Raw genomic sequence first — 26,090 nt, 5'->3', positions numbered from 1 at the left:
ATGAATGAAAATATAAGTAAAAAAATAATAGAAAATGTAGATATTGTATCGGCAATATCTTCTTTTATTCCTTTACAAAAAAAAGGAAATAATTATGTAGGAATTTGTCCTTTTCACGGTGATAACAATCCTTCATTAACTGTTTCTCCAAGCAAAAAAATTTTCAAGTGTTTTAGTTGTCAAGAATCGGGAACTGTAATTGATTTTGTGATGAAATTTAATTCCTTAAATTATATTAATGCAATAAATTTATTAAATGAGCAATTTAATTTAGAATTAAATTTAAATCAATTTAAAAATAACGAACCTGAATATACTGATTATCAAAGAAAAATGATTAAAGCAAATGAAGATGCTAATTCATATTTTAAATTATCATTATTTCAATTAATAAATCAAGAAGATAAATTAAATTCGTTTATTAAATCTAGAAAATTAACAGAAGATCTAATAAACGAATTTGAAATAGGATATGCTTATGATTCTCCTAATTTTTTAAAAATAATGAAGATGAAAAATAATAGTGAAGATATATTAATTAACAGTTCATTAATAACTGAAAATAACTCAGTATTTTTTAAAAATAGGGTTACATTTGCTATTAAAAACGAAAATGGCGATACCGTTGGTTTTTCTGCTAGAGTTTTAGAATCTGATGCTAAATCAACAAAATATTTAAATTCATCACAAAATAATTTATTTTCAAAATCAAAAATTTTATATAATTTTCATAATGCTAAAAATCATATTCCTCTTAATAATGAAATTATCATTTGTGAAGGTTTTATGGATGTAATAGCTTTATACAAAGCAAATTTTAAAAATTCAATTGCATTAATGGGAACTGCATTAACTCAAGATCATGTTGATTTATTAAAAAAATATAATGTAATTTTGATGCTAGATGGTGATCGCGCCGGAATTGAAGCTACTAAAAAATCATTATCAATTTTAATAAAAAATAATGTTAAAGTTGAAATAGTGAATAACGACACAAATTTCGATCCTGATGAATATTTAAATAAATTTGGAAAACAAGAGTTAATTAATTTAATTAAAAAAAGAATCTCACCTTTATCCTATATGTATAACATTTTATCAACTAATGTCGACATAAATAATTTTATTACTGTTGATAATTTCATTAACGACTTATTAATATTTTTGGAAAATAGTGATTGAAGAGAAAAAGAAATCTATTTAAAAAAAATTGAAACTGATTTAAAAATACCTGCATTAATTATTGAAAAAAGTATTAATAAATATAAAAATAACAAAATTATTAGAGCAGAAAATAGTTTTCAAAATGACAATAATAATTTTAATAAAATAATTTTAAACAATAATATTCATAATAAATTTAACATTGAATTTAATAGAAAAAGAGCGGAAATAATTACATCAATTGCCTTAATTCCACAAATGAGAGAACTTTATCTTAAGCAAAAAGATGACATTGATTTCAATGTTAATGATAAAAAAATAATTAATGATATTTTAGCAACTAATAATAAAGATGAAATTTTAAAAAAATTAAATAAAAATAATCTTTATTCGACTATTACATTTAACGACGAAAATGATTGAGACAGCGCAATTTTAGATTACAATGATAAAATATATAAAAATCGAAAAATTGAAATAACTAAATTAATTAAAGAAAAAGAAAAAGAACTTGAAAATGAACAAGATCCAGAAAAAAGAAAAATTTTAAACAGCAGAATTGACCAATTATTAAAAATTTCTATTAATATGAGTGAAAAAAATAAAGTTAAAAAGTAAAATATGATATAATTTTTATATTTAATTTTTATTATTAAACATTATAAAAAAATTATTAAGAAGTGGAGAGTTAAATGTCTGACAAAATCATAAAAAATAATAAAAACTATGAAATTTTAGTAGAGGCACTGAAAAAGGAGTTAGAAAAGAAAAAAGGAAAAAAGAACAAATTTTTAACTCAAGAAGAGGTTTATAAATTCATTAATTCTAAAAAATATTTCGTTGATGATGATGAGGCGGATGATCTTTTTTCATTATTATTAAGTGAAAAAATTTTAAAACCCGAAGTTGATGAAGGCGATCTTGAGGATGTTGATGAAGATGATTTTAAAAAAGAATTTAAAAGTAGTTCTAAAAAATCAAAAAGCAAGAAAAATGTAATTGATGATTTAGATGATATGGATTTTGATGATGATGATTCTGATTTATATTTAAAAGACTATGATAACGACGATGATTTACTTCTAGAAGATGGCGAGGAAGAAGATAATTTTAATTTAACTGATTCACAACTAAGAAACAAATTAACTGAAACAAATGACATTATTAAATGATATATGAGGTGAATTGGTAAATATGGTAAATTATTAACTCCAGAAGAAGAAGTAAAACTAGCTAAAGATATTAAAAGAGGCGGAAGAAAAGGGAGAAAAGCCCGTCATACACTTATTAATAGAAATTTAAGATTAGTAATTAATAATGCTAAAAAATATAAAAATAGAGGATTAGCTTTTATTGATTTAATTTCTGAAGGTAATGCAGGAATTTTAAAAGCAGTTTCTAAATATGAATTTGAAATGGGATATAAATTTTCCACATATGCCACTTGATGAATTAGACAAGCAATTACAAGAGCAGTAGCTGATCAAGCGAGAATTATTAGAGTTCCTGTTCATATGGTTGAAACAATCAATAAATTAACTAAAATTGAAAGAGAATTACAGCAAGAATTAGGTCATAAACCAACTGATGAATTAATAGCTGAAAGAATGGAAGATGATTTTACAGCTGAAAAAGTACAATATATAAGAAAGATCAACATTGATCCAATTTCATTAGATAAACCAATTGGAAAAGAAGATGATTCATTTTTTTCTGATTTTATTAAAGATGAAAGTGTTATATCCCCAATTGATTTTGCTGCTTCACAAGAACTGGCATCAATTTTAAATGAAATGTTGCAAAATAATTTAGAAGAAGATGAACGAAAAATGATTATGAAAAGATATGGTGTTGGAGAGGATGAAAACGGCAACAAATATCGTATTCATAGTTTAGATGAATTAGCTGATGAACGAGGAGTTACAAAAGAAAGAATTAGACAAATTGAATCGAAAATTTTAAAAAAATTAAAACATACCCAAAAGAAAAGAAAATTAAAAGATTATATGCAAGGTGATTAAATGGTTAATAGCAAAGAAATTATCGCTTTTCTTGATTCAAAATTTCCACAAGAAATTAAAGAAGAATGAGATACAGTGGGTTCTTCTTATTTTTTTGATAAAGAAATTAAAAAAATTTTAATTTCACTCGATTTAACAAAAGATGTTTTAAAATACGCATTAGAAAATAAATTTGATTTTATTTTGAATTATCATACTTTTTTATTTTATAAAGGATTTTTAAAAAATACATTTGAAAAAGAACCTCATAAAAAACAAATGCATAAGTTAATCAAAAAAAATCAAATTAATGTTTTTTCAGCACACACTAATTTCGATTTTTTACCAAATACCGGTGTAAAACAAATTATCAATTTTTTAAAATGAGATGCACATATAGAAAGTTCAGATCGCTTTAATGCTTTGGTAAAATTAGAAAAAGCAACAAAATTTAATGAAATAATCAATGATTTAAAAAATGCTTTTAATTTTAATTCAATGCAAAGCAATGTAAAAAATAATTTAAAAGTTCAAAAGATTGCCATTTTGCCAGGATCAGCAGGAATTGAAAATCTTTTAAAAATCAAAAAGCAATTTAAAGCGGATTTATATATTACATCCGATTTAAAATGAAATGAACTTTTAACTGTTAATGAACTTAAATTAAATTTGCTGATAGTTCCGCATTTAATTGAAAAAGTTAACTGCAATTATTTTAAAAAAATATTAGAACATAAATTCAAAAACTTAATAATTGAAATAAAAGATATAAATGAATTTATTTACAATTTATAAAGGAGTAAAATGATTAAATTAGGATCTCATGTTTCATTTAAAAAACCTAATTATTTATATGGTGCAATAGAAGAATCATTAAAAAATGGCGCAAATTGTGCGATGATTTATTTAGGAGCTCCACAAACAACATTAAGAACAAATGTAGAAAATTATAAATTGTACGAATATTTAAGTGAATTTAAAGATTTAATTTCTCCAACTGATATAGTTGTACATGCTCCTTATATTACTAATGTAGCAAATCCAGAAAAATCTGAATTTGCAATTAATTTTTTAATCGAAGAAATTGAAAGAATGAATTATATTGGTGCAAAATATTTGGTTTTACACCCCGGTTCACATACTTCATTTACTAGACAAGAATCAATTGAGCAGTTAATTAAATCAATAAATTATATTTTAGAAAAAACTAAAAATGTTGAAATTATTATTGAAACAATGTCGGGTAAAGGGACTGAAATTGGAACTAATTTTGATGAATTAATTTATATGATGAAAAACATTAAAAGCGATCGAAAAGGAATTTGTTTAGATACATGTCATATTTGAGATGCAGGATATAATTTAGAAAAATATGATGAATTCATTAATCTTATAAAAGAAAAAGGTGTTTTAAAATATTTAAAAGTAATTCACTTAAACGATTCAAAAAACCCCTTAAACTCCCATAAAGATCGCCATGCTAATATTGGTGAAGGATATATAGATAAAAAAATATTAAAAAAAATTGTTCATGATCCTCTATTTGATAATATTCCAATAATTTTAGAAACCCCATGAAAAGATGAAGGGCCAATTTACGATCAAGAAATTGAATATTTACTAAAACTTGATTAAAATAAAATAAAAAACAGATTGCTTCATTTAAGTCAATCTATTTTTTTTTTTTTTTTATTTAAATTACTATTTTATATAAGTGCAAAAAGTCCAATTATTATTCCTGCCATAGTAGGGGCTAAAGTGGGGATTCAGGAATACGATCAATTAGCACCAATATGTTGATCTTTTCGCTTTTTTAAAATAGTTAATTCCATTAATCGATAAATAATTCTCGGACCTAAATCCCGAGCTGGATTTAATGCAAAACCTGTTGACGATCCAATTGCCATCCCTATTACAACGACAAGAATTGATACAGGAATTGGCCCCAAGCCAGAAAGAATTTGTTTATTAATACCTCTTTCAGAGGCTAATAAAAAACCAATTAACATCATAGTAGCAATCAGCTCATAAGAAAAATTAAAAATAGTAGCTTTTTCTTTGTTTGCAAACGCTGGAAAAGTACAATGAGAATTTCTAATAGAAACTAAATCTGTAACTTGAATGTGTTTTCAGTTAATGAAATTTAAAATAATTTGGGCACTAAAAGCACCTAAAAATTGAAAAATAATTAATAATAAAAACAACGGTTGTTTTTGATAAATAGAAAAATAAATAGAAATTGCAGGATTTAAATGTGCAACACCGTTTAAAGAATAAGCAATAATAATTGCTATAAATAGTCCAAAACCACAAGTGAAAGAAATTAATAATCATTTAGATGATGAAGAACTGGCAAACATTTTTTGAGCTGAAGTACTATATCCTACACCATTAGCGAAAAATACTAATATTAATGTACCTAAAAATTCTGGTAAAAACTGATCAATTATATTCATTTTATTTCACCCTTTTTAAAATCTAATAACTAAAGTAAAAATTTAAATATTTTTAATTTGATTTTTTTATTATTCAATTAATAAAATCATGTACCATAATCATTGCCATTACATCATTTTCACAATATTTTTTTAGTTCTTTTTTCACTTCATTTCATTCTTTATCACCAATAGAACCGATATATCTAGCTATCGCCTTACTCATAGCACTTACTCCATTTTGAATTTCTAATTCTGAATAAGGAGTAATTAAATGATTTAAATTAATATTGTGTTTTGTAATATATTTTTCAATTTTTTTAATACTATAAAATCCTTTTAGTTCGGGAATAAAAATAAAAGGTAAATTTTTATTTTTTTCAGAATAACCACTAAAAAAATCGGCTAAATCAATTGTATTATTTTTAATTCACAAAACATAATCTTTGATTTTTAAATAATTTTTCGGATCTTCATTTTCAATTATTTTCAACATTTCTCTAATTCTAGTATTTTCATATCCTTGATTAAAGACAACATAATAATCGGCTTTATTTGCATAAATTCTTGTAATTATTTCAACAAATGTTTGAGCTGAAATTTTTTGAGGATCATAAACAACATTTTCACTATCGAATGTATTTTCAGTTATTTTACCTTTATATGTTTCTTTAATTGAAAGTTGAAAAACCATTTGTTGATATGGCTGAATTCCGTTCATTGGTGAATAAGGAAGTGAAAAACCTTCAAAATCATATCAAATAATTCTTTTATTAATATTATTTAAATTTTCTAAGTGTTTTTCAACTTCGCTGTCTTTAAAAACTAAAATTTTATTTTCTTTAAGCATTTTATATAAATAAAAATCTTGAAGTTGATTATCGATTGAATTAAAATGTTTATTATTAATTAAATCAATAATTTTATCTTTTTTAAAAATTGTACCACTATAACCATATAAAGATGGTTCACTTATTTTTAATAATTGATCAAATTGACTGTTAGAGTCAAAAATTGTATTATCTAATTCGCTAATTTCTTGATAATCACTAATTTTTTTAGCTTCATTAATCTGCTCAATGGCATCATTTATTTCTATGATTTGGAAAAAACTATCTTTTTTAGAAACTCCTTCAATAGTTCTTGAAGAAATAATATTAAAAAGATTGTTATCAAAATTTCTAAAATTATTTGAAAATTTTTTATATTCTTTATAAGTTATTCCTTGTTGGGTCAATAATGTTTTATAAAAAAATAAATCATTAGTTTTTTCTAACTCTTTTTTTTGCTTGTCGGTAAAAACTTTTTTACTTTTATTAGTATTGATACAAAATATTTCAGTAAAGTCTTTTGCATCTTTTATCGGATTTTCGTTTATTTTTATTAAATAATAAGAAATATCATCTATTTTCAAACTTTGTTTAGTAATTCAAAAATCTCAATAAGGTTTTAAAATATCTTTTCTTTTAGTGGAAGTTGATAATTTAAGATTTGATAATTTATTTTTTTCTAAATCGATTAATGTTGGTTTGGCAATAGCATTTTTATATTCAAAAACTGGATATAAAATACATTTATATTTATTTGCTAAAAGTGCTTCTTTTGTTTCGATTATTGCACTTTCTGTTGTCTTAGATCTAACAACATAAACATTTTCTATACCATATAAATTGGTGATTTTATTTTCAAATGCTCTTTCAACTTCTAGAAAAACTGATGCTCTAGTTTCCACCATACTTACATCTAATTCGCTTTCGATATCAATTTGATGATTAAAATCTCAAAATGTCTCTAAATTTTCTTCGCTATCAATTTCATTATTTAGCTTATCAATTGGTAATTTGTTTCAAATAAAATACTTTTGACTAGTATTAAGTTTTAAAAAATGATTATATGTTATATACTCTTTATTCACTTATTTTAACCTTTCCTAAAATTTGTCATTTTTTTAATAAATCATTTCACTCCTGTTGATTTCTGCATTCTAAATAATCTAGTAGTTCACCATCAATTTTTTGATTATATTTAGGAGAAATTCCTAAATTAGTATAATGTGTATATCATTTTTTTATTTTTTGAATATCATCTTCAATTTGAGCAACATTAGTTTTGAATTTATATGTTCTAATTTTTCTTTCTTTTATTGGGTAATTTTGGGGATTATCATAATCTTCAGGATGCAAAAAGGTAGCAACAATAGCAAATGTGTCACAATTCATTAAATATGAATAAAGTTGTGCTTGTTTTAAATAAGCAACAGGAATTTCACCATTTTCTCATTTTTCAAGATTTTTAATTCCTGTTGTTTTAATTTCTAAAATCATATTCAATTTTTTTATATATCCATCAGGAATTCCGCCGATAATATCATCTTTTCCCTTAAAATAATCATAAGCATATTTTTCTGGTGGAAAAACTTCAATTTCTTGTTTGGATTTTTCTCTAATTACATTTATTACCATCGGTTCGATTGCAACCCCAGCATCAATATATTTTGTATCTAAAATTGGCATATCCAATTTTGCCATTCTGATAAATGCTAAAAATTCTGATTTATAGGCATCAGTTTGCAAAACATCACCAATTGATGAACCTCCAATTTTTTTAAACCCATTTCATGTTCCCATATTTTTTAAAAGATTTTGATGGAAATTTTGCTCAAGTTTTACTACTTGATTTTCTTTATCAATAAAATAATGAATTCCATTGTAATATTTTCTTTCTTTTAATTTCATGTTGCTCCTTTATATATTCGATAAATAATAACTTATTTTAATAACTGATTATTAGTTTTTAAACTTTTAATTGGTTCAAAACTGTGTCGATGACATTCTAAAATTCCGTTATTTAAAATTGCATTTTTATGTTTTTTTGTTAAATATCCTGCATTTGTATTAAAACCGTATTCTGGATATTTTTTATGAAGTTTTTTCATATATTCATCTCTTGTGTATTTAGAAATCAATGATGCACTGGCAATTGTGAGAGATTTTTGATCGCCTTTAGTGATATTTTCTTGTTTTTTATTAACATTTAATTTGATGTAATCAGTTAAAATTAAATCATATTTAGTTTGAAATTTAGATAAAGATTTTTCCATTGCCAATTTAGTTGCATTTAAAATATTAATTTCATCAATAATTTTTTCGCTTATAAAAACAGTATGATATTCAATTGAATTTTCCTTTATTAAATTAACTAAATCAAAATGCTTTTTCTTATTAATTTTTTTAGAATCATCAATTAAATCACTATTAAAATTATCTTTTAAAATTATGCAAGTGGCAACAACCGGACCAGCTATGCATCCTCTCCCCACTTCATCGCATCCTACAATAATTTTTATATCTTTATTTATAAAACTTTCATCGAATTTCTTTTTCACTTTTAAATTATATAAAAAATAATGACTGATTTAGTCATTATTATAATTTTATTTATATTTATCAGGATGTTTTTCCATCATTAATTTTATAAATTCTTTTTTAGGCATTGATCCATATTGATTCATTAATTCAACACACTCTTGATATTCTTTAACTGCTCATTCAATTTCTTCAAATCCGTTAACAGAAGTAATTCCAACTTTTTTTCAATTTTTGTAAGTACTGAAAAAAATCTCCACTTCTCTTAATCATCATTTTGGTAAATCGTTTAAACTATTGATATTATCTAAACGGTAATCATCTTCATGAACAGCAATTAATTTAGTATCAGTTTCACCATCATCAATCATTTTCATTGCCCCAATAATTCTTGCATTTAATGCAACTCCTGGAACAAAAGATTCTTCAGAATATACTAAAACATCTAGTTCATCTCCATCTCAATCTAATGCTTCTCTTAGTGAACCGTAGTTTGCTGGATATCTAAATCCATCTCTTAAAATTCGATCAACAACCATTTGTTGATTTTCTCTATCATATTCATATTTTATATTTGAACCCTTTGGGATTTCAATATTTACTGTAACAATTTTTTTCATAAAGTTATTATACATAAAAAAATGTCCTTTTAAACAAATTTAATTATATTTATGGGTAAAAAACGGTAAATATTATATAATATTTAAATGGAAAATAAGGAAAATAATAACTTACCTGTAAAAAGCGAAATTTGAAAATGAATTAAAAATATTTCAGATAATCCAAAACCATTAATCGTTCCAGAATTTCAAAGAAAGTATATTTGAAACGAAGAAGATGTTTCAATTTTTTTAAAAGATATATTAGAAAGTAGAAACTATAATTTCATAGGAACCTTTGTTTTTAAAATATTTCAATTTCAAGAAAACACTTTTACAACCATCAATGAATTCCATATAATCGACGGGCAACAAAGGATTACAACTTTATTTTTAATTTTCATTTCTTTTTTAAATAATATTGAAAAAGAATTGGATTCTGATTTATTTAAAAACATAAAAAAAGTCATTTATTTAGATAATTCAAATAGTAAAAACGATTCAGAAGATCTGCAAATAAAATTACAATTAATAAAAGATGATCAAGAAAAATTAAACGATTTATTATTAAAATTAAAAAATGGATATGGTAATTATGATGAATTTTCTGTTATTGATAAAAACTATAAAGTAATTAACGAGTTAATTTCGAATTACCTAAAATATAATAGTAAAGATTCACTATGAAAAAAACTTTCATCAATTATAATATCGGTTATAACATTAGAAGAAGGTATTAATGCACAAGAATTTTTTGAAAAAACTAATTATTTAGGCAAAAGATTAAATGAAATTGACTTAATTAAAAATTTTATTTTATTTGATAAATACAGTAGTAAAAATGGTAATATTAATAACTGAAAAATAATTGAGGAAAAATTTAAAAATCAAAATGATTTAGAAAATTTTTTTATGGACTATTTACTTGTAAAGTCATCAAAAAGAATTAAGAAAAATGAGATTTATAAAAAATTTAAAGAATATTATAAAACAAAACACAATAATAACAAAAATATTTTAGAAGATATTAAATATTATTCTAATCTTTATACGAAAATTATATACAAAGAAAATAATGAAAATGAACTTTTATATCATTTTAAAGAAGTGGGGGCTAATATATTTTTCCCGCTAGTTTTAATATTGTTAAAGAAAAGAAATGAATGCTTAAAAGATAAAAATAAAATTTTTGATATAGATAAGATTTTTAAATTATTAATTAGTTACTATATTAGAAAATCCGTTGCAAACCAAATTATTAATACAAATTTTGTTATTTTACTATTTTCTAAATTAAAAAATATAATAAATTCAAATGAAAATAAAATTTTTGATGCATTTGTGAATGTTTTCAAAGAACAAGAAAATAATGAAAATAAATTCATAATAAACAATGACTTCGCTTCTTATTTGAGAAAATGAAATGGATATAAAATAGAAAAAAATAAAAAAATAACTAAATTTATTTTAATTCAAATTGAAAATAATAAAAATAAAGAAAAAGTATTATTAGATAAAAATATTACAATTGAACATATAATGCCCCAAAGTAAAAGAAATTTTGAATGAAAAGAAGAAGTGGGCAAAAATTTTGATGAAATTCATTTTAAATACTTAAACAATTTAGGTAATTTAACTCTTACAGGTGTTAATTCAGAATTAAAAGATAAGGGATTTGCAGAAAAAAAGGAAGAATATAAAAAATCAAAATTTAGAAAATTAAATGAAGATATAATTAATCAAGATAATTGAAATGAAAAATCTATTATAAATAGATTAAATAAACTCATAGCTGAAATAATTCATCATTTTCCTAGTTATTTAGAAAATGATGAATATTCAAATTCCGTTATCGAAAATAAAGTATTTAAAAATAACGAAAATGAAATTTTATCAAATAACAATCAAAATAATTTTGAAAACTTTTTTCCAAAAATTGATAATTATAAAAAGGATGATGTTTTAATTAATGAGAATTTAAGTATTTTATTAAAAAATGATTTTGATAGTAAAGAAAATCAAAAAATTTTATTTATCGAGTCTAATCTTGAAAAAATTAAAGGAAAAAAGGCTTTATATTTAAACTACAAAAATTATAAATTTAAAATTTCTTCTTTTGCTAAAGCATATAATTTTGTTTTAGAAATACTATTTTCATTAGATGAAGAAAAAATGTACAAATTTGCTAAAATAAATAGTAAAACAATTTTTGATAGAACAAAAACTAATAAAAAAGAAAATATTAATTATATAGATTTAAAATTTTCTAATTTAACTTTTTTTGCCAATTTAAATAGCGAAAATACATTTAAAAAAATTATCAATATTTTGCAATTTTATAAAATCAAAAAAAATGATTTTAGTTTAGAAATAGGTGATCAAAAACATAAAAGAGATGAAAATGATTTTGAAAAATTAATTAATTTTGTAAAAGAAAATGAAAATAATAAATCAATTAATCAACATTTAAATAAATCGCCAGAAAATATTATAAATAACGAAAAAAATCAAATAATTACTTTTTTCAAACCTTATACTAATGATATTAAGGGAAAAAATGCGTTATATTTAAATTATAAAAATTATAAATTTAAAATTTCTTCTTTTGCTAAAGCATATTATTTTGTTCTAGAAATTTTAAATGTAATTAATTTTGAAAAAATGAATGAGTATGCAATTAATTGAAAATATGCATATAATAAAAATGAATATAAAAAAGTTAAAAATAAAAAATATTTCGACATTCAAAACTCCATTTGAACTTTTTATTTAAATGGAAGTTCTGAAGATATTTTCCGAAGAATAAAAAATATTTTAGAGTATTTTAAAATAAATGAAAATGATTTTTCTTTAGAAATAAGTGATAAAAGGTCTAAAAAAGTTTTTGACGATATTTTAAAATTAGAAGAATTTAAAAATCAAATAATAAAATCTAATTCGAAAAATAATCAAATTAGTTTTGATGAAAATGTTTTTATAAATGATAATTTAAATAAAATAAAAGAAAATAATTTAGAAAACAAATACATTGAAATAAATTTTTTAAAAAAATACAAAAACAATTTGATAATAAACAAAAAACCTTTATATTTCACTTATGAAAATAATAAAATAAAAGTTAATAGTTTTATAAAACTAATTAGTAATATTTTCGATATTTTAAATGCAATAGACAAAGAAAAAATGATTCAATTTGCTAAAATAAATTATAAATTTATTTATTTAAAATCGCAAAAAAGTGATAAAACTAGTCATAAATTCATCGATATAAAAGATTCTGATTATAAATTTAATGGTTATGGAAGTTCAAACAAAATTCTTAATAACATTAAAAGAATATTGAAATTTTATAATATCAACAAAGAAACTTTTTCGTTAGTTCTAGTAGATAGAAATTATTCTTTTAACAATAATGATAATGTTTATGCAAATTTAGATTTATTAATTAAAAAGTTAAAAAATAATAAAAAGACTAAATTTTTAAATTTATCTTTATTAAAAGAAGTTAAAAATTTAAAAATTATCTCCTTTTCTTATAAAAAAAATAAATTACTGATTAATTCCTTTAGAGAGTTATACATTTCTTTTATGAATCTTTTAGAAAAAATAAATATTGATAAAATTTATGAACTAGCTAAACAAGATTTTGTTTTTACACTAGATATAAATAAAAAATTTTACAACAGTGCCCAAATCAATAATTCTAATATAATTTACGACATCAATTTATCAGCTAATACTATTGTTAATAAAATGAAAAAACTTATATCAAAATTTAATTTAAATGAACAGGATTTTATTTTAGAAATAGAAATAAATGATTAATTAAAAATCTCCTATGTTTTAGGAGATTTTTAATTTCTATATATAATTCTATTTTATTTCTATAAATTTACTATAAATATAAGGATCAATTAGTTTAACTTCACCACGAGTTGAAACATAAATTTCCTGTTTGCGATGATCACTAGCTACCGTTAAAGTTAAACCATAAGCTAAAACGGATTTTTTGTCAAAAATAACCGCAAGTTTTTTACCACTTTCAATTGTTGAATCTGGATAATAATCTGAGGTGAAGATTTGAACACCTCTGTATCTTTTTCCGGACTTATTATCATATTGCGAGTTAATGAATCCGGGGTTTCTTTGTTCGTTTACAAATTCTCGTGTTAAATGGTTTAATGTATCTGGGTGCATAACAATAACGAAACGAGAAGTTATGTCGGTCCCATATCTTGCCTTTGTATATTCAATTAATTTATTAATATCACTAAATTAGAATTTACCTGTTTCAGCTGTTAAGATTTTTGCCTCTTGTGTTAGACCGCCTTCATATGTTTCATTTGTAGCCATAGGAGTATCCGCATGTTGGAATAAACTTTCATAAAATCTTTTTCGTACTCCCTTGTAAATCGATTCTTTAGCATTTTGGATCTGATTGTCTCAAAGTTCTGGTTCTTTTGTTAAAGCATTGTTTTGTAATGGGATGATAGGTCATCTAATTGGCGATAAACCAACTGTAAAAGTTTGATTCTGCAATGGTGTTGATTCCGCTCCTTCCGCTATTGGTTCCAAGGCTGACTGAGAACCTATAAAGACCGCCTTTCTAACATAATTTGAACCCTCAAGCGGATGTCTTTGGGCTAATTCATTTAATTCAGGAAATACAATGTTTCACTCCGAAATTATTCCAGGCATATCTAGTGTTTCAATTAATGCTAAATCTTTTAAATCGATTGTTTTGTCGAGAGTTCTTTTATTAAGATTTAGTGCTAAAGGGGTTACTAATTTGCTTTCCATTATTCTGCTATCATCTAAAAAGTACAATTGAGAATTAAAGAATCTAATCTTTTCACTTTCTGTTCATTTTATTCCATTTTTTAGTTTGTTTCTTAAATTTATAAAATCACTTTCTGGATTATCTGAAAATGATTCAACTTGTTTAATTTTTTTTAATTTTTCGTCCATATTTCGGACCTCCTCCTTTTTAACTTAATAAATATTTCTTCCTTGCGGACTTATAATTCTTTAAACTAAATTAATTAAAATATTTATTCATATATATTATAACACAATTAATTAATATTTTTATATATTATATTATTATTAAATACATAAAAAAATGTTAGTATAACTAACATTTCGGTGCTATAAACATCTGGCGGAACAGACAGGATTTGAACCTGCGCGAGAGTTACCTCTCCTAGTGCATTTCGAGTGCACCCCCTTCAGCCTCTTGGGTACTGTTCCAATATTTTAATTATACCTTATTTTATGAAAAAAATAAAAGTTAGCAACTTTGCTAACTGGTACATTAATGTATATGGTGCTCAGAACGGGACTTGAACCCGTATGCAATCTCTTGCACTAGAACCTCAATCTAGCGTGTATACCGTTTCACCACCTGAGCATAATGGCGGAACAGACAGGATTTGAACCTGCGCGAGAGTTGCCTCTCCTAATACGTTTCCAACGTATCCCCTTCAGCCTCTTGGGTACTGTTCCAGTATTAATAATTATAAACTTTTTTATTATTTTTTAAATAAATTTATTTCCAATAATATTAATATGGATATTTTTTAACATTATTGCATTTTTTTAAAAATATTGTTTATATCGGATATTACAATCTAAAATGCAATATTTATAAAAATTATATATTTTTTAAATATTTAATTAAATAAAAAAATCAACACAATTTAAACCAAAATATTTTTCATCAATTTAAATGGTGTTGCATTTTATACTCAAATTTAATAATAAAGTGTTTGTCATCTCATTTTAAAGGGAGTTCTTTTATTAATTTTTTATATATTTCTTTAGTTTTTTTTAATGTCATTTTCTTTTGCCATTTTCCTAAATTTTAAATTAGGAATAAATTCTTTAAATAATATTAAACATACTAATATTCCATTAATAATAATTGCGATTGATGCTCAAATTAATAATTGAATCATTTCTATTACCGTAACTGCTATACCATCTTCAATTTTATATATTGATAAAAGTCCTGCTATTAATCAATATATAAATCAAGATACCTCTACAAAAAATACTAGTGTTTTATAAAATAGTGAAAGTCCTTTTATTTTCTTTAAATAAATTGCTTTAATTACTTGAGGTAAAGAAGCAAAAGCAATGCAAAAACTTGCACAATTAATTAATATACTGCTAAAAATTTCATTATTTAATAATAAAATTTTTGCAAATGATAAAATAGCTATTAAAATAACCATTAAATAACTTATTATTAATAGTAAAGTAAAGAAAATAAAATGCTTATTTTTTGTGTATTTATAAAATAGAAAAATTAAAATACTAATTAAACTAATATCAACAAATGATGCTAAAAATGAAAAATATGATGTTTCATTTCTTAATAATGAATATAAAATTCACAAATAAGAACCAATTCATAAAATCCAAAAAGCAGAAAAACTTAGATTTTTTATTTCTTTTGTTTTTCAAGTTTTATATAACTGTGGAACAGTTGAAAAAGGTGTAATTAAAACAGCAATAATTCCAAATAAATATTGTGTTGTTACCATTAATTTTTTTTACCTTTTGCCTCTTTTTCAAGTTCACTATCAGTTTTAAAATCTAATGTTGAATTAATATATAAAAAATCATCAGGATTACGATTTAAATATTTTCCTTCTATGATATTAATAACTGATTTAATTGTATCTTCAATCTTAACAAAAACACCACTTTCTTTAGTAAATTGACTAGCGGTTGAAAATCTTTGGGTAAAAAAGTTAGTTAGTTGCATTGCTTTACGAACAATTACTCAATTTTCATATTCTAATTGATCAATTCCTAAAATTAAAATCATATCCTTTAATTCTTTATATTTTTGTAAAATTCTTTTAGCTTCAATTACAGCATCATAATGTTCTTTACCGATGTTGTTAATATTTAATAAATTTGAATTTGATGCAAGTGGATCGATAGCAGGAAACAATCCTTCTGAAGAAATATCTCTTGATAAAACTAAAGAAGAATCAAGGTGATTAAAAACTGCAACCGAACCAGGATCACTTATATCATCCATAGGTAAAAATATTGTTTGAAATGAAGTTATAGAGCCATTTTCATTTGTATTTAGTCTCTCTTGAATATAAGATACTTCCGATTGCAATGTTGGTTGATAACCGGCTGATGAAGGTTTTTTACCTAATGATGCTGACAGTTCATTTCCCGCTTGAATAAAACGGTAAATATTATCAACAAATAGTAAAACATTTTCTTTTTCCACATCTCTTAAATATTCAGCGGCAGTAATTCCCATTGGTAAAATTTTATTTCTTGAACCGGGAGTTTCGTTCATTTGTGAAATGAAAATAATTGATTTATCTAACAACTTTGATTTAGACAGTTCATAAATTAATTCTTGCCCTTCTCTAATTCTTTCACCAACACCAACAAAAATAGCTGTAACATCGTGTTTATCAGTTTCTTTATAAAAATTAGAAAGATTAAAAATTAATTCTTTCATCAACACTGTTTTACCAACTCCGGCACCACCAAAAATTCCTAATTTAGTTCCATCAAAAATTGGTACAAAAAAGTCAATTGCCTTAATCCCTGTTTCTAAAAAATTTCTCTTTTCAATTTTATAACTTGGCGAACTAATGGTTGAATCAATATCAATATATTTAAAATTTTGGCTAAAATTTAAATCTTTTCCTGTAATATCAAAAACTTTCCCCTTTGTATTTTTACCAACAGGAACTTGCATTTTTTTACCTTCACAAATTGCAATATCATTAATTTGAATTTCACGATCTGCAACAATAATAATCGCCCTTACAACAAGTGGAGAAATAATTTTTTCAATCAATAAAACAGTTTTTTTATTATGTAGATAGATAACTTGACCTATTTCTAAATCAATTTTATATGTTGATAAACTGGAAAATTGTACTTCGATAACATCAGATCAAATTTTTACTATTTTACCTTGCATTTGTTTCTCCTAAATATTCAGCTATTTCTTTTTTATTAATTTCTTTAAATGTATATCTGGTATTAATTTTAATATCATAATTACGATATTTATAAAAGTCATTTAAAGCACAATGAACAAAGTCTCTAAATAATTTATCATCATTAACTTCATTAAATTCAATATATTTTTTAACAGTTTTAGCTAGTTCATTTTTCTCAAATAGTTTTAAAATAAAATCCAAGCTCTCTTGTGAATATGGATTATTATTAAAAGTATTTCAAATAACAATTTTTCCTAGAATTAAAATCATATTTTCATCATATAAATTAAAGTCAGTTTGTGTTAAAAAATTATTTAAAATTTTTCCTCGACTTAATAAGGAACTAATTTCTTTTGATAAATTAAATTTTATATCTTTTAAACTAATGTTTTTTTGATAATTATTATAAATTTTAAATAAAGATTTAGAAATTTTACCAATTTCTGGTTTTTGCACAGCACTTCCTGTTCTAGAAACTGAAACTGAATAGTTAATTGCTGGAATAATTCCCTTATTAAAAAAATCGGTTGATGTTACTATTTGCCCGTCGGTGATGGAAATAATATTTGATGAAATAAATGAAGTAATATCTCCGCCAATTGTTTCAACAATTGGTAAAGTTGTAATTGAACCTTCATTTTTAAAATTTCCAGATCTTTCTAACAATTTCGAGTGAATAAAGAAAATATCTCCAGGATATGCTTCTCTTCCTGCTGGACGATCAATTAATAAAGAAATTTCACGATAAATATTAGCATGTTTGGTTAAATCATCTAAAATTAGTAAAACATCATAATTATTTTTAGCTAAATTTTCAGCATGAGCCATCGCAATATAGGGTAATAGAAATTGCTCATAGGAATTATCACTACTTGCTGCTATAATCATAATTTTATCTAAAATATTATGATTTTTAAATAGTTGATAAACTTCTGAAACAGAAGTAGTTTTTTGTCCTATAGATGCATAAATAACTTTTAATTTTTCATCATTTTTATTGTTGATAGCTGCTGATAAAGCAATTGTTGTTTTTCCTGTTTTACGATCACCGACAATTAATTCTCTTTGCCCCCGACCAATTGGAGTAAATAAATCAATTCCTAAAATCCCAGTTGTTAAAGGTTTATTTAAATAAATTCTTTCGTTAATTCCTCTTGCTTTATTAAAAATTTTAGCAAATCCAAATGATTTACTTTCACCATTTTTTAAATTATTTTGAGTTACTATTTTATTATTAATATCAATTATATTTCCGAAAAATTCTTGTTTTGTTTCAATGAAATTATTTTCAATCGGCAAAATTTCTTGACCAATTAATAATTTATTTTTTTGATTAGAAATAATTAAATTAGCACTTGTTTCATTTGCTGAAAGCACAAATGCTTTAGTTTTATCATTAATTTTAAAAAACTGATTTTGTTTATAATTAAATCTTCCTTCAACTTTAATAATAAAGTTATTAATAGATTTTAAAATTACTTTTTCATTCATTTTTACTCCTTTATTTTAATAAATCAATTAATATGTAAATTGCAACTATTAAAGCTGAAATTGTTATTGAATTTAAGCTCAATAACATAATTAATTTTTCCTTAATTTTTCTTTTGTTATTAATAAATAAATATATAGTAGCACTCAATCCGATTGCTGTTATTAAAAATCCAATTGAAACTATTGTTCATAAAATTGTTTTTTCAGCAACATTTTTTACTTTTTTAATATCAACATCATTTAATGCATTAATCAATTTTTCTTGATTTTCTGGTGAAATATTTTTAAGCTCATCAAGAGTTTTTTCAATCATTTGATCGAATTTTTCCAATTCTTTAGTATCAAAATTTTCATTTTGAATATTTTTATTTAAAAATTCATTAATTAATTCTTTGTTTTTATTTATTATGTCAATATTTTTTTCAATTAAACTGGAATCAATTTTTTTATTTTCTTCAAGGTTTTTAATAATACTTTCCACTTGAGTGGCAATTGATTTATCAAAAACTTTACTAAATAGATCGTTATTTGTTTTTAAAAGATTTTCAATTTCTTTTTTATATTTTTCTTGTAAATACAGCATTTTTTGTTCACTATCTAGTTGTTGAAATTCTTGATCATTTTCAACTTGATTTAAAACTTTTTCAAAATATTTTTTAGAACTTTGATCAGAAACAAGAGCAGATGCCGCTAAAAATAACAACTTATCTTGATTAGTTAATTTATCATAATCAGGACTATTGATTAATTTTCTATATAAATCCAGTGAAGAACTGGATACTTCGTTATATAATTGCTCCTTTTCACTTTCGGTTAATTGTGAATTAGAATTAATTATTTTTCTATCCGGATCATTTTCAATTTTAAAACCGCTTAATTTAGTTTTATAAATTTTGCTATCAATACCATTAGAAACTTCCACCTCTACATCAGCTATAGAACCATCACTATCAATGACTTTATTAATACTTTTAATTTTATAACTATAACCTTCTGGATCACCGTTAATTTGGGCTATAGTTTCTAATGGCGAAAAAAATCTTGCATCATCTGCTGTAATTTCTTTACCTTTACTGGTAATTGAAACAGGTAAGTTTTTTGCTAAATTAATATCTAATAATTTACTGGATTTAATTTTTTGAAATAAATATTCACTCTCTTTTTGGTAAAAATAGTCTTCATTTAAATCGATAAAATCAAATTTAAAATTTTTTGGATAATTAACTGACACTTGATAATTTAACATTACTTGTGTGTCGCTATTATTATAATCGTTGATTTTTTTCACACTGAAATTAAAAGGAACATTAACTGAAGGAGAATAAAAATCTTCATTAGATATTTCATTAATTTTTTTATTAACCGAATCTTCTTTTAAAAATATTTGCTGATTTTCATTTATATTGTTAATTAAATTATTAACATCATTTTCCATCGTTTGTTTAAATGAATATTTAAAATTAAAACTAGAAAACATTTTTGCTTTGACATTATTATATGTTATTATTGTTGATACAAATAATATTTTCCCATTTGCTACATAAATATCATTAATATTTTCATAAGTAAATGTATCTTCATAAGTGAATAAATTGTTTTTATCAGTAATAAAAATATCACTTTTTTTAACTTCAAAAGCATTTCTGTCTAAAGCACTTTGCTTAATTTGGATATTTCCTATTTGCTTATTATTATAAGCATTTTGCAAAATTATCTCATCTCGTTCAATGTGTTCTTCTATTTTTTTATTAATGTTATTAATTATTTTATCATTTGATAATTGATCGTGTGTAATTGAATGATTTAAATTATTAATAATGGAATTTATTTTTTCTAATTCAGATGGATTAGTTTGTTTATCATTAACTTTATAGTCTATATTATATTGAGGGAAATTGCTAGAATTATTTAATCATTCAGGATTTAAAATATATTTTTGTTCTACTTCACTTAATAAATTAGTAATAATTTCCTCTTTTTCTTGAATAGAAAGAGTATTAATTAGTTTTTTTTCTTGAATATAATAATTATCTTTGTTTATAATTTCTAAATAATTATTAATTAAATTTTTTAAACTAGTTTCAATAATATTAAAATTTAAAATTAAAATATCATAATATCTAATTTTTTCCGATTCTTGTTGAGTTGGATAAACTGTTTTTAATTCATTAGCAAGTTTTTGATTAATTGTTTGCTTAATTTTTTGATTAATTTCCTCAATTTTAGCTAATGATTGAGTTTTTAAATCATCATATGAATTAGCATAGGAAACAAATGTTGCTGGCGCTATTATAGCTATTGGAAGATTTATTAAAGGTAAATAGCCAATTTTTTTAATTAATTTCTTGTTCTTTATTTTCATTTTTTAAAACCAATTTGTTTCCTTTCATCATTTTTAAAATTACTAATTCATTTTCTAATTTATTTTTATCAATTAATTCCTTTGCTGTTAATCCTAATTTGGATTTTCATAAAAAATATCTATAATCTTTTTTTAATGATTTTATTTTTTTAATCATTGATTTTCAATTAAGATCATTTTTAGTTTTAACATAAATTGTTTCTACCGATTCTATCACATTAATTTTAATTATTTTTTCTGAACTAGATGCATAAATTTTTTTAGCAAGCAAATAAACTGGTTTTTGCTTTTTGTCTTTAAAACTTATTTTTAAAATTGCTTGCTCTAAAATTGAAATTTGATTTTTTAAAAAAATAAAATTCAATTTTTCGTTTTCTAAAACCAGAGTTAAATAAGCATCATTGTAAGCGATTTTTTTACTATTTGGCAAATAAAATTCAATTTTAAAAAAATTATTTTTGTTTTTATTTTTAATTCAAAAAAATTTATTCATTTTCATTTTCACCTTTTATAGTTTGTGATAAAAGCATAATCTCTTCGGTTAATTCTTGTCTTTTTTGCTCATTTATTTCTTTTTTAAATTCCTTGATTTTCTCATCAAGTTCATTTAATAATTTAATTTGAGATAGCAATTTTTGTTTTAATTTAAAAAAGTGCGATTCTTCAACCAATGATGGAATTAAAGAAAATAAATAAATGGAAAAATATGAATTGATAGAATCTGCAACAGCGGGGAAAAAAATTTTTTTACTAAAATCTTCGTTTTCTAATTTAAAGGAAGAAGAATTTGGTATTAATTGCATTTTTTCCATCGGCAAAATGGTAATTTGATTATTTTTTGAACGGTTAGTATTTAAAACAAAAATAACTTCATTTACTTCTCGTTTTAAATATAGTTGATAAACTAATGCATAAATTTCATTAGCAATATTTTTCCGATCTCTTTCATTTGTGGAAAAAATAATATTAAAATTATTATCTTTAGCAAATTTAATTGCTTCATCTCCTGAAACAAATAATAAATCATTTTTGGCTACTTGGTTTTTTAAATTGTGATTTATCTGATTATAATTAACTCCTTTAATTTTAATATCTTCAGATAAATAAATTCACAATTTTTTTTGATTTTTTTTAGAACTGAGAAACTCAGAATTTAATTTATATTTTTCTTTTAAATACAAAAATGCGTCGCGAATTTTTAATGAATAATTCAATTTTTGCTCAAAATCTTTATTTACTAGCGAAATTTCTGAAATTGTTTTTAATTTTGAAATATTTGTCAGTGATTTTAAACTTTCAAACATTTGCAAACTATTTTCAATTTTACTCATTAGATAATTTTAACCACTTTTTCATTGAAAAACACTTTAAAAACATCTTCTTTTTGCTTGTAAATGAGCAAACCATCGGCAAGTAAAAAAATGTTTTCTTGATTAAGAATATCAAAAATCATTTTTTTAACTATTGGAATTAAATTATTAAATTTTTTATTATTTTCATTTTCATCTAAATAAAATGTCTTTGAAACATTTACTTCTCTGCCCTTGATTACGGGATAAACAATTTTATTATTTTTTAATCATATAATTGAAAAAGAACCAAAATTTATTTCTATATTATTTTTTATACATTTTTCAAATTCATTTTTAAGTTCTTTTCATGAAGGATCATCATATTTTAAATTTAAAAATAATTTAACATTATTTTCAATATCATTTAAGGAATAAACATTATATGATTTTAAAAAATTATTATAATTATCAGTCACGGAATATAAATGTCTATCTTGTTTTAAAATTTTTTTAATCTTTTTTAAATTATCAGTTTTAAAAAACATATTGAGTTCCTTTCTTTAAATATTTAATAATCATAAATTGTTTAACTATTGAAATTAGTAAAAATAATAAAATAATAGCAATAATAATTGTGAAAAATATTACTTCAATATTTAATAATTCATTAACAACTCAAAATAGTCCATTACTTTTTAAATAAATAACCATCGAATTAGCAATAATTACTAAAGTAATAAAAATTTTAATGAAGGTATTTTCCATTTTTGAAATTTTAGGATTTTTGTATAAAAATAAACCAATGATAATAAATGAACAAATATCAACCACTAATAAATTTACATCAGTAATTGATAAATTAATATCATTATTTTGTGAACTTTTAAAATCAAAAATAACTCTGATTAAATAGAAGGCAATTCAAATTAAAAATAGTGATGTAATCATAATAATCGTTTTCATTTGAACTGAAGCAAAAATATTTTTTGCAAATAAACTATTGATAATTGAAATAATTGTTACAATTGCTGAAAAAATAATAAAAAATGTATTAAATTGATTATATGTAAATTTATCTTTTAAAACAATTAAAAATCATAAAATAGTTGATAATAAACTAGTGAGCGAAATTCATAAATACATTTTATATAAATCACTAATTTTTTTACCGGGCTCTCAAAAATTAATAAAACTGATAATAAATGGATATAATGTCCAACTAAAAATTAATATTATTAAAATTTTAGCAACAGTAATTCAAAACGATCATTTAAATAGGAAAAAATTAATCAATGGATGAGTATATATATTTTCATTAAAAATAAAAGTATATTTATAAATTCAAAAGTATATTGAAAAAAATAAAACAAAATATAATAGTTTACTTACGGTTGAAATAATACTTCATTTTGATTTAAATTTTATTTTAATATTATGTTGTTCACTTGTTGTTAATAAATAAATATTAAAGCCTAAATTAACTAAAAGAAAAAATAAAATGTATGGTCAAAGTCAAAAAACATTTAAAACCAGTTGTTTAACTTCCGTTTGCCTATTTTCTTTTGTTAAATAAAAATTAGAAAAAAAATAAAAAAATAATGAAAATAGCAAAAAAGAAACAAATCATATTAAATAATAATAAATTTTTAACATCTGTTCCTGAATATTGACATATGCTTTAAATAAAAAGTAATAAGATAAAGAATTAATAATTATATATTCAATTGTAAAACTTATTTTAGCATTATCAAAAAGAGATTGATTAGCATTATGAACATATTGACTATCAATTGTTAAAAAAGTAGTTAAATTATAAGCAAAGAAAAATAAAATTACAATTCATTTTAAAACAAAAGAAATAACTCTTTGTTTTTTAAAAACATCGAAATTGACATTTTTATGAAATAAAACTTGTTTTTTAAAAAATAAATTCATAATTAATCTCAATAAGATTTTTTAATTGGAAAATTTTTTGTTAATTCTAAAACTTGTTTTTTTAACCCTTTTAATATTGACTTATTATCCTTATTTTTTAGTGCTTGATCAATAATCAAAGCTAGTTTTTTAAATTCTTTTTCTTTAAAACCCCTTGATGTCATAGCGGCTGTTCCTAATCTAACGCCAGAAGTAACAAAAGGCGATTCTTGATCATTAGGAATTGTGTTTTTATTAACGGTAATATTAATTTGTTGTAAAATCGACGAAGCATCTTTTCCAGTTACATTGTAAGATTTTTTAACATTAATTGTAAATAAGTGATTATCAGTTCCGCCCGAAACTATTTCTGCACCAAAATTTTGAAATTCTTTTGCAAATGCTTTAGAGTTTATAACTATTTGCTTACCATATTCTTTAAAAAATGGTTGTAATGTTTCGTTAAAAGCAACGGCTTTACCCGCAATAGAGTGAAATAACGGTCCGCCTTGATAACCTGGAAAAACTCAGCGATTAACTTTATTAGCAATTTCATCAATATTGGTCATTATAATCCCCCCGCGAGCTCCTCTTAATGTTTTATGAGTAGTCGAAGTGATTATATGAGCATATTCTACTGGGGATGGATGTACTCCTGCAGCAATTAAACCGGCTATATGGGCTATATCCGCCATTAAATACGCTCCCACTTCATCAGCTATTTGACGAAATTTTTTAAAATCAATCGTTCTAGAATAAGCTGAATAACCACAAATAATTAAATTTGGTTTAATTTCTTTTGCTAATTTTAAAATATTATCGTAATTTAACAAACCCCTTTCATCCACATCGTATGAAAATGACTGATAAAATTTTCCTGAAAAATTAATTCCATAACCGTGAGTTAAATGTCCTCCTGATGAAAGTGACATCCCCATAATTTTTCCATTTGGCTCAACCAAAGCAGCAATTGCCGCCGCGTTAGCGGTGGAACCAGAATAGGGTTGAACATTTGCATATTTTACATTAAAAATTTTTTTTAGCCTTTCGATTGCTAAATTTTCAACTTTATCAACATTTTCACAACCATCATAATATCTTTTTCCCGGATATCCTTCACCATATTTGTTTGTTAAAATACTTCCCGTTACTTTCATAACCTCTTCTGATGCATAATTTTCCGATGCAATTAATTCAATGTGATTCTTCTGCCTTGTCAATTCGTTGTTAATTGCATTTTCTATTTTTTTATCTTTTAATTTTATTTTTTTATACATACTTCTCCTTAATAAATAATATAAATTATAATATTTTTTAAAATTATTAATAATATAAAAATAGAATATTTAAATTTATTTAATGTTATGACAGAAAAATTATCTTTTAAATATTTAAAATCATATTTTTATAAAAAATTTGTCTTAAAAAAGGATTAATAAAAATAGCGACAACCTTTTTTAAATTGATCGCTATTTAA

21 protein-coding genes and 3 tRNA genes are annotated in these 26,090 nt (G+C 22.7%); 5 read left to right on the top strand and 19 right to left on the bottom strand.

The window, feature by feature from the left end:
* The 4 genes from dnaG (at position 1) to QEG99_RS02045 (ending at position 4,799) form a co-directional block, all read left to right on the top strand.
* A complete protein-coding gene (gene dnaG / locus QEG99_RS02060; RefSeq protein ID WP_280102349.1) occupies positions 1-1,782 on the top strand; it encodes a DNA primase in 1,782 nt (593 codons plus the stop codon).
* Positions 1,783-1,856: 74 nt separating this feature from the next.
* Entirely contained in the window at positions 1,857-3,185 is a 1,329-nt protein-coding gene (locus tag QEG99_RS02055) for an RNA polymerase sigma factor (RefSeq protein ID WP_280102348.1), read from the top strand.
* On the top strand, positions 3,186-3,959 hold the full coding sequence (locus QEG99_RS02050; RefSeq protein WP_280102347.1) for a Nif3-like dinuclear metal center hexameric protein: 774 nt from the start codon (positions 3,186-3,188) through the stop codon (positions 3,957-3,959).
* A gap of 9 nt (positions 3,960-3,968) precedes the next feature.
* A complete protein-coding gene (locus QEG99_RS02045) occupies positions 3,969-4,799 on the top strand; it encodes a deoxyribonuclease IV (protein WP_280102346.1) in 831 nt (276 codons plus the stop codon).
* Between the two features lie 71 nt (positions 4,800-4,870).
* Here the strand turns inward: QEG99_RS02045 and QEG99_RS02040 are convergent, their stop codons facing one another.
* The 5 genes from QEG99_RS02040 to QEG99_RS02020 are packed head-to-tail and all read right to left on the bottom strand — an operon-like array spanning position 4,871 to position 9,584.
* A complete protein-coding gene (locus tag QEG99_RS02040) occupies positions 4,871-5,620 on the bottom strand; it encodes an MIP/aquaporin family protein (RefSeq protein WP_280102345.1) in 750 nt (249 codons plus the stop codon).
* Between the two features lie 52 nt (positions 5,621-5,672).
* Positions 5,673-7,514 carry a DUF2779 domain-containing protein gene (locus tag QEG99_RS02035; RefSeq protein WP_280102344.1) on the bottom strand — a complete coding sequence of 614 codons (1,842 nt, stop codon included), beginning with the start codon at positions 7,512-7,514 and terminating at the stop codon, positions 5,673-5,675.
* Positions 7,507-8,334, bottom strand: a complete 828-nt coding sequence (locus tag QEG99_RS02030) for an MAGa7180 family putative nuclease (protein ID WP_280102343.1) — start codon at positions 8,332-8,334, stop codon at positions 7,507-7,509. Before QEG99_RS02030 ends, QEG99_RS02035 begins: the two co-directional genes overlap by 8 nt.
* 32 nt (positions 8,335-8,366) lie before the next feature.
* Positions 8,367-8,984 (bottom strand): ribonuclease HII, encoded by a 618-nt coding sequence (locus QEG99_RS02025; RefSeq protein ID WP_280102342.1) that lies wholly within the window; start codon positions 8,982-8,984, stop codon positions 8,367-8,369.
* Between the two features lie 48 nt (positions 8,985-9,032).
* Positions 9,033-9,584: an inorganic diphosphatase gene (locus tag QEG99_RS02020; RefSeq protein WP_280102341.1), complete on the bottom strand. Its 552-nt coding sequence runs from the start codon at positions 9,582-9,584 to the stop codon at positions 9,033-9,035.
* Positions 9,585-9,671: 87 nt separating this feature from the next.
* Between QEG99_RS02020 and QEG99_RS02015 the strand changes: the two genes are divergently transcribed.
* Positions 9,672-13,388 carry a DUF262 domain-containing protein gene (locus QEG99_RS02015; RefSeq protein WP_280102340.1) on the top strand — a complete coding sequence of 1,239 codons (3,717 nt, stop codon included), beginning with the start codon at positions 9,672-9,674 and terminating at the stop codon, positions 13,386-13,388.
* A gap of 48 nt (positions 13,389-13,436) precedes the next feature.
* Here the strand turns inward: QEG99_RS02015 and QEG99_RS02010 are convergent, their stop codons facing one another.
* From QEG99_RS02010 to glyA, 14 genes are all read right to left on the bottom strand, one after another.
* A complete protein-coding gene (locus QEG99_RS02010; RefSeq protein ID WP_280102339.1) occupies positions 13,437-13,760 on the bottom strand; it encodes a hypothetical protein in 324 nt (107 codons plus the stop codon).
* 78 nt (positions 13,761-13,838) lie between these two features.
* Positions 13,839-14,531: a hypothetical protein gene (locus QEG99_RS02005; RefSeq protein ID WP_280102338.1), complete on the bottom strand. Its 693-nt coding sequence runs from the start codon at positions 14,529-14,531 to the stop codon at positions 13,839-13,841.
* A 191-nt stretch (positions 14,532-14,722) separates the two neighbouring features.
* Positions 14,723-14,813 (bottom strand) — tRNA-Ser (locus QEG99_RS02000).
* Between the two features lie 74 nt (positions 14,814-14,887).
* Positions 14,888-14,973: transfer RNA gene (locus QEG99_RS01995), tRNA-Leu, on the bottom strand.
* A gap of 4 nt (positions 14,974-14,977) precedes the next feature.
* Positions 14,978-15,068, bottom strand: a tRNA-Ser gene (locus QEG99_RS01990).
* A 314-nt stretch (positions 15,069-15,382) separates the two neighbouring features.
* Positions 15,383-16,111: a SemiSWEET family transporter gene (locus QEG99_RS01985; RefSeq protein WP_280102337.1), complete on the bottom strand. Its 729-nt coding sequence runs from the start codon at positions 16,109-16,111 to the stop codon at positions 15,383-15,385.
* Positions 16,111-17,532, bottom strand: a complete 1,422-nt coding sequence (locus tag QEG99_RS01980; RefSeq protein ID WP_280102336.1) for an MSC_0618 family F1-like ATPase beta subunit — start codon at positions 17,530-17,532, stop codon at positions 16,111-16,113. The genes QEG99_RS01985 and QEG99_RS01980 overlap by 1 nt, the downstream gene beginning before the upstream one ends.
* Positions 17,522-19,045 (bottom strand): MSC_0619 family F1-like ATPase alpha subunit, encoded by a 1,524-nt coding sequence (locus QEG99_RS01975; RefSeq protein ID WP_280102335.1) that lies wholly within the window; start codon positions 19,043-19,045, stop codon positions 17,522-17,524. The genes QEG99_RS01980 and QEG99_RS01975 overlap by 11 nt, the downstream gene beginning before the upstream one ends.
* Before the next feature lie 10 nt (positions 19,046-19,055).
* On the bottom strand, positions 19,056-21,407 hold the full coding sequence (locus QEG99_RS01970) for a hypothetical protein (RefSeq protein ID WP_280102334.1): 2,352 nt from the start codon (positions 21,405-21,407) through the stop codon (positions 19,056-19,058).
* Positions 21,379-21,900 (bottom strand): MSC_0621 family F1-like ATPase epsilon subunit, encoded by a 522-nt coding sequence (locus QEG99_RS01965; RefSeq protein WP_280102333.1) that lies wholly within the window; start codon positions 21,898-21,900, stop codon positions 21,379-21,381. Before QEG99_RS01965 ends, QEG99_RS01970 begins: the two co-directional genes overlap by 29 nt.
* The gene (locus tag QEG99_RS01960) at positions 21,893-22,738 is read right to left on the bottom strand and encodes an MSC_0622 family F1-like ATPase gamma subunit (RefSeq protein ID WP_280102332.1); all 846 of its coding nucleotides are present in this window, start codon (positions 22,736-22,738) and stop codon (positions 21,893-21,895) included. Before QEG99_RS01960 ends, QEG99_RS01965 begins: the two co-directional genes overlap by 8 nt.
* Positions 22,738-23,244, bottom strand: a complete 507-nt coding sequence (locus QEG99_RS01955) for an MSC_0623 family F1-like ATPase-associated protein (protein WP_280102331.1) — start codon at positions 23,242-23,244, stop codon at positions 22,738-22,740. The genes QEG99_RS01960 and QEG99_RS01955 overlap by 1 nt, the downstream gene beginning before the upstream one ends.
* Entirely contained in the window at positions 23,234-24,634 is a 1,401-nt protein-coding gene (locus QEG99_RS01950; RefSeq protein WP_280102330.1) for an MSC_0624 family F1-like ATPase-associated membrane protein, read from the bottom strand. Before QEG99_RS01950 ends, QEG99_RS01955 begins: the two co-directional genes overlap by 11 nt.
* A 2-nt stretch (positions 24,635-24,636) precedes the next feature.
* The gene (gene glyA / locus QEG99_RS01945; protein ID WP_280102329.1) at positions 24,637-25,890 is read right to left on the bottom strand and encodes a serine hydroxymethyltransferase; all 1,254 of its coding nucleotides are present in this window, start codon (positions 25,888-25,890) and stop codon (positions 24,637-24,639) included.
* Positions 25,891-26,090 lie beyond the last annotated feature (200 nt).

The organism is Mesomycoplasma lagogenitalium (assembly GCF_029854295.1).
In the GTDB taxonomy this organism is placed as follows: domain Bacteria; phylum Bacillota_I; class Bacilli_A; order Mycoplasmatales; family Metamycoplasmataceae; genus Mesomycoplasma_A; species Mesomycoplasma_A lagogenitalium.
This window is presented reverse-complemented; position numbering and strand designations above follow the sequence as displayed.